This window comes from Clostridium psychrophilum, from assembly GCF_018861705.1.
Taxonomy (GTDB): Bacteria; Bacillota; Clostridia; order Clostridiales; family Clostridiaceae; genus Clostridium_AD; species Clostridium_AD psychrophilum.
Genome location: NZ_JAHLEC010000159.1, coordinates 1 through 5,362, shown reverse-complemented (window position 1 = coordinate 5,362; position 5,362 = coordinate 1). Strand labels below are relative to the sequence as shown.

Annotated in this window: 3 protein-coding genes and 1 pseudogene; 3 read left to right on the top strand and 1 reads right to left on the bottom strand. The window is 33.4% G+C overall.

Features of this window, described 5'->3' with window-relative positions:
- Positions 1 to 380: 380 nt before the first annotated feature.
- The 3 genes and pseudogenes from KPL38_RS19875 to KPL38_RS18010 all read left to right on the top strand — a co-directional run.
- A pseudogene (locus KPL38_RS19875) lies at positions 381 to 503 on the top strand (L-serine ammonia-lyase, iron-sulfur-dependent subunit beta); the annotation flags it as partial.
- Positions 504 to 532: 29 nt separating this feature from the next.
- Positions 533 to 1,561: a PTS sugar transporter subunit IIC gene (locus KPL38_RS18015; RefSeq protein ID WP_216290517.1), complete on the top strand. Its 1,029-nt coding sequence runs from the start codon at positions 533 to 535 to the stop codon at positions 1,559 to 1,561.
- Between the two features lie 410 nt (positions 1,562 to 1,971).
- Complete coding sequence (locus KPL38_RS18010; RefSeq protein ID WP_216290518.1) at positions 1,972 to 3,312, top strand: MFS transporter; 1,341 nt, start codon at positions 1,972 to 1,974, stop codon at positions 3,310 to 3,312.
- A 505-nt stretch (positions 3,313 to 3,817) separates the two neighbouring features.
- Here KPL38_RS18010 and brnQ read toward each other — a convergent pair.
- A complete protein-coding gene (gene brnQ, locus KPL38_RS18005; protein ID WP_312884271.1) occupies positions 3,818 to 5,128 on the bottom strand; it encodes a branched-chain amino acid transport system II carrier protein in 1,311 nt (436 codons plus the stop codon).
- Between the last annotated feature and the right edge of the window lie 234 nt (positions 5,129 to 5,362).

The following is a 5,362-nucleotide window of genomic DNA, read 5'->3' as shown; positions in this document are numbered from 1 at the left end:
AAGCTTGTTTCAGAAATTGAGCAATTTTGGTGGCTATCATCATTTGAGTATATACTTATGGTGATAGTTTTGGTCGGCTCAACATCTGAATCCAAACCTATTCAAAACACGGACTTTTATAACTTTAAAAATATATAGGTTATAGTTAATATAAAATTATGCATTACATTTTTTTTTAGAAATCCCCTTCTATTATGTCTAACTTATCAACTTCCAATATTTCATTTAAAAAGAAATGGTTATTCTCCGCCGCTTGATCTGTCATATGTTTACATAATGATATTTGTATATATGGCTCTAATATTTGACTTTTGTATTGAAACCATTTAGCATGTAAATTATGTTGTCTTAGTGGAATGTTAAACAATTAACAAAAAAAATTTGGTCAAACTTACAAAGTCCATGGAACCGATAGATCACTAGTTGCTGGCATACTTGGAATGGAACCAAGTGATTATTATCTTAGAAATTCTATTTCAATTACTGAAAGTAAAGACTTAAAAATAAATTTGAATTTATAAGGAGAAAAGAAATGAATATTTTAATAGGAACTGGTCTTTTATTATTAGTTTTAGCTTTATTTACACTTTTTAGTTACAAAGCACCTCAAGGAATGAAAGCGATGGGTGCACTAGCAAGTGCTGCCTGTGCAAGCTTTCTAGTTGAAGCTTTTCACTCTGCATTTTTTGGTGATGTGTTAAAAATAAAATTTTTAAAAGGAGTTGGTTTAGCTAACGGTAGTTTAGGAGGAGTAGCCTCTGCAATACTTGTACCTCTAGCTCTTGGAGTTTCACCGATATATGCAGTATTGCTTGGGTTATCTTGTTCTGGTCTTGGTATCATACCGGGATTTATAGCTGGATACCTTATGTCATTTGTAGTTAAATATCTAGAAAAAAAATTACCAGGAGGCTTAGACTTAATAGTTATAATTGTTTTTGCAGCACCATTAACTAGATTTATAGGAAACTGTATGACTCCTGTAGTAGATGCCACATTGTTAAATATTGGTAGAATTTTAACTTCTGCGTCAAGTTCTAGCCCAATAATAATGGGTATAGTACTTGGAGGAACAATAACCGTTGTTGCCACTGCACCTCTTAGTTCAATGGCTTTAACCGCAATGCTTGGGCTTACCGGTGCACCTATGGCTATAGGTGCATTATCAGTATTTGGTTCATCATTTATGAATTTCGTGTTATTTACAAAAATGAAATTCGGGAGTAAAAAAGATACAATTTCAGTTGCTATAGAACCTCTAACACAAGCTGATATAACCACTGCAAATCCCATACCGATTTATGTGACTAATTTTATAGGTGGTTCTTTATGTGGAGTAATAATTGCATTAATGGGACTTGTAAACAATTCTCCAGGAACAGCAACCCCTATAGCAGGGTTCGCAGTAATGTTTGCATATAACCCAGTTTCTAAAGTGTTAATAACAGCCTTAGGTTGTATTATAGTTAGTATTTTCAGTGGTTACATAGGATCTATTATGTTTAAAAATTATAAAATACATACTGCTGAAGAAATTCGTGGAGAGATTACCCCCATTTAGAAGAAGTGTCATAAATATATGATTTTTTTTAACAATATAAGAAAAGGCTGAGTTTACTTTTATGTAAAACTCAGCCTTTTCTTAATCATTGTAACTGTAAATCAAATGATTCTTTACGGTTTTAGCTATTTAACGAATAAAGAAGACAGTAAAAAATACCTTCGAATAAAATAATTAATATACTATTGTATTTATATCTATATATATATTATAATATAGTTAATGTATATATACGTGTATATACATTAACTATATAAATGATCAGGTTATATAATAAATATTATTATAATTATATTTATGAAGGAAGCTGTTATTATCATAGATATGTCAATTATATTATACAAAATGGATAAAAGTTACTGATGTGGATAAACTTTTATAAAAGTAAAAAGGAAAGTGAGATGAATCAAATGAGTAGTATTTCGAAGAGAATTGAAAGATTGCCAGTTACGCCCATGCTTTGGAGAGTGCTGTTTCTAGTAGGTATCGGATGGTTGTTTGATGCCATGGATCAAGGGATGGTCGCCGGTGTGATGGCTTCAATTGGAAAGGTGTGGGAACTTACCCCCACTGATTTAGGATTACTCGGCAGTGTTTCGGCTATTGGAATGGCTATTGGTGCGGCTGTTGCTGGAATGGTTGCTGACAAATGGGGTAGAAGAACAGTCGTTACGTTTACCCTTGTGTTATATGGATTAGCTAGTATATTATCTGGCATCGCGCCTAACTTTGCCCTATTGTTATTCTTCCGGTTTCTAACGGGATTAGGCCTAGGCGGAGAGTTGCCAGCAGCATCTACTTTGGTTAGTGAATTCTCGCCCGCTAAATCGCGTGGTAGAATGGTTGTCTTGCTCGAGAGCTTTTGGGCTTGGGGATGGATCGTTGCAGCTTTGATTTCTTACCTCTTGATTCCTATTTATGGCTGGCGTATTGGCTTTTTATTGGGAGGAATACCAGCACTGTATGCCGCCTATCTGAGAAGGAACATTCCGGAATCTCCTCTCTTTCTGGAACAAAAAGGGCGCTTCAAAGAGGCAGATGAAATTGTACGTAAAATGGAGCAACAAGCCGGAGTAAAGAATAATGAAGGGGCTGTAACCAATCAGCTGGAGAATGAGAAAATGGGTAATTCTAAGCTTTCGGATTTATGGTCTAAAGCCTATTTTAAGCGTACCCTTGTGTTATGGATTTTATGGTTAGGTATTAATTTTGGTTATTATGGGTTTGTTTTATGGACTCCAACCCTACTTGTAGGCAAAGGTTTCAGCTTAGTAAGGGGTTTCCAGTTTACATTAATTATTAGCATTGCTCAGTTACCCGGATATTACAGTGCAGCGTATTTAATAGAAAAGATTGGTCGTAAAGCGGTTTTAGTAAGTTACTTGGCAGGAACTGCCGTGTCAGCATACTTATTTGGTCAAGCGACATCAGCATCTACTGTGCTTGCTTTTGGATGCCTACTTTACTTTTTCAGTCTAGGAGCTTGGGGCGCTGTGTACGCTTATACGCCAGAAGTTTATCCTACACGTATTAGGGGCACCGGAACCGGTTGGGCAGCTGCAATTGGACGTATTGGTGCCATCGCCGCTCCTTATATCGTTGGAGTGGTGTATGAAACTAAAGGTAAGCAAGCTGGCTTCACTTATGTATTTATTATGCTAACTATAGTGTTCGCATTAGTTGCCATAGTGGTTGCTTTAGGTGGTATTGAAACTAAAGGTAAAACTCTAGACGAAATTGATGCATCTTAACAAATTTTAACGACATTTAAGAATGAAAGTCTCCTACTTATATAAATGGGAGTAGCGTACCCTAATAAATAGAAAACTTTAGTGGGGGGGATAACAATTGAGAATTGTTATCTACTCCAAAGAACTACAAAGGGGCAACTCTCCTTCTGAAGTCGTCAATGCATCTTCTCTGAAGCTGTTGCATCTTCTCGGAAGCTGTTGCAGCGATCCAGGAGATGATTTAATATCAAATTAGAATTCATTTATAACCTCTCGAGTAAATTTCGAGGGGTTTTTTAGTTTGTTTTGCTATTTAATTCAATATATTATTAAGCATATATCCCTAAACTAATCAATTTTTTTAATTGGAATACAAAATCCTTTAATACGTTTCTTTCCCTTTTCTATAAGACAACCTTCATAGATTTCTAATATAAACATCTCATCTTCTTGTCAAACGCTGCAAATATAAATATTAGTAAAATATATTAATGAAAGATATAAAGTGAGAAGTAAAAATATGTTCTTATTCTGATTCATTTACTGATATAGCATTAACTTTGTTTTGCTGATTTGAATTTACTAGACGGTTAGAAATTACAAAAGCAATTACAGCTGGTATAACCCATGCAAATCCTACACTAGCTAGAGGAACATATTTAAAAAATTCACTGCTATTTGCTGTTAAACCAATTATAGTATTTAAAACACTTACTATTAAAACTGTATAAGTGGTTATAGTAACTACTTTATTATTTTTCACTATATCACCAAGTAAAGTAGTAACTATTAAAACAATTACAATTGGATATATAATTTTTAAAATTGGATTTGCCAATTTAACTAAACTATCAACATCCTTTGTAGCCATAACTCCACTTACTAAAGCAATTCCAATAGCAATGCTTTTGTAAGATAATTTACCATTGAAAAGCTTAGCAAAAAATTTTGATCCAGCTGAAAGTATTCCTATAGCAGTCGTTAAGCATGCAAGAGTAACACATAAACTAAGTATAACGCTACCCATACTACCTAGGTCTAATTTAACAATTTCTGTAACCAAACTGGTTCTAGATATACTTTTTGAAAACAACGTAGTTGTTTGAGTTCCAAGATACATAAGTCCAGTATATACAAAGGATAACCCGATTAAAGACACTAAAGCTGATTTCATAGTTATCGTCATTATATCTTTTTGGCTTTTATAACCTTTTGCTCTAATAGACGAAATAATTATTGATGAAAATATAACACCAGTCATAGCGTCCATTGTTTGATATCCTTCTATTAATGCCTTTGAGAATCCACCTTGGTAAGATGTATTTACAATTGGTCCAATAGGATATATTATTCCTTTAACTATAATTATAGCGAGCATTAATAAAAGTGCTGGTGTAAGTACTTTGCCTATCTTATCAATTATTGTAGAAGGTTTAAGCGCAAATGCAAGAACTATTGCAAAAAACACTATAATTGATATATTCTGTCCAATTGATGGAAATAAAGGGTGTATTCCTAATTCGAAAGTTGTTGCAGCAGTTCTTGGAATTGCAAATAAAGGTCCTATAATAAGAACTAAGGCTATAGAGACTATTACAGAAAATATTGGTCCTACTCTATCTGCCATTTTTTTGAAATCGCCATTGATTTTAGCACAGGCAATTATAGCACATATGGGAATACCCACTCCTGTAATAAGGAAGCCTATAATTGAAAATAGAACTGAATCTCCGGCTGCCTTTCCTAATGCTGGTGGGAAAATTAGGTTTCCTGCACCGAAGAACATTGCAAATAACGCAGCACCTATGACTATTGAATGTTTTGTTGAGTTTTTGATTTATATAACCTCCATTTTAATTAACATAAAAAATTTTTCTAGTAAAATAATTTAGTCTTTATTTTATGTATAAATATAATCTTATCGTTGTAATGTTGATTTAAATAATAATTACTTTATAATATATATTATGATTAAGCCACAAAAAGCTATATTTTCTCCGGTAGGAGTTAAGCTATTTCAAATTTTAGGCTATGCCTCTTGAAAATATTGTAAATTAATATGAAAATTTCA

Bases quoted from the DNA above. Each gene is read 5' to 3' on its own strand.
- KPL38_RS18015 (WP_216290517.1), top strand. From the start codon at position 533: ATGAATATTTTAATAGGAACTGGTCTTTTATTATTAGTTTTAGCTTTA.
- KPL38_RS18010 (WP_216290518.1), top strand. From the start codon at position 1,972: ATGAGTAGTATTTCGAAGAGAATTGAAAGATTGCCAGTTACGCCCATG.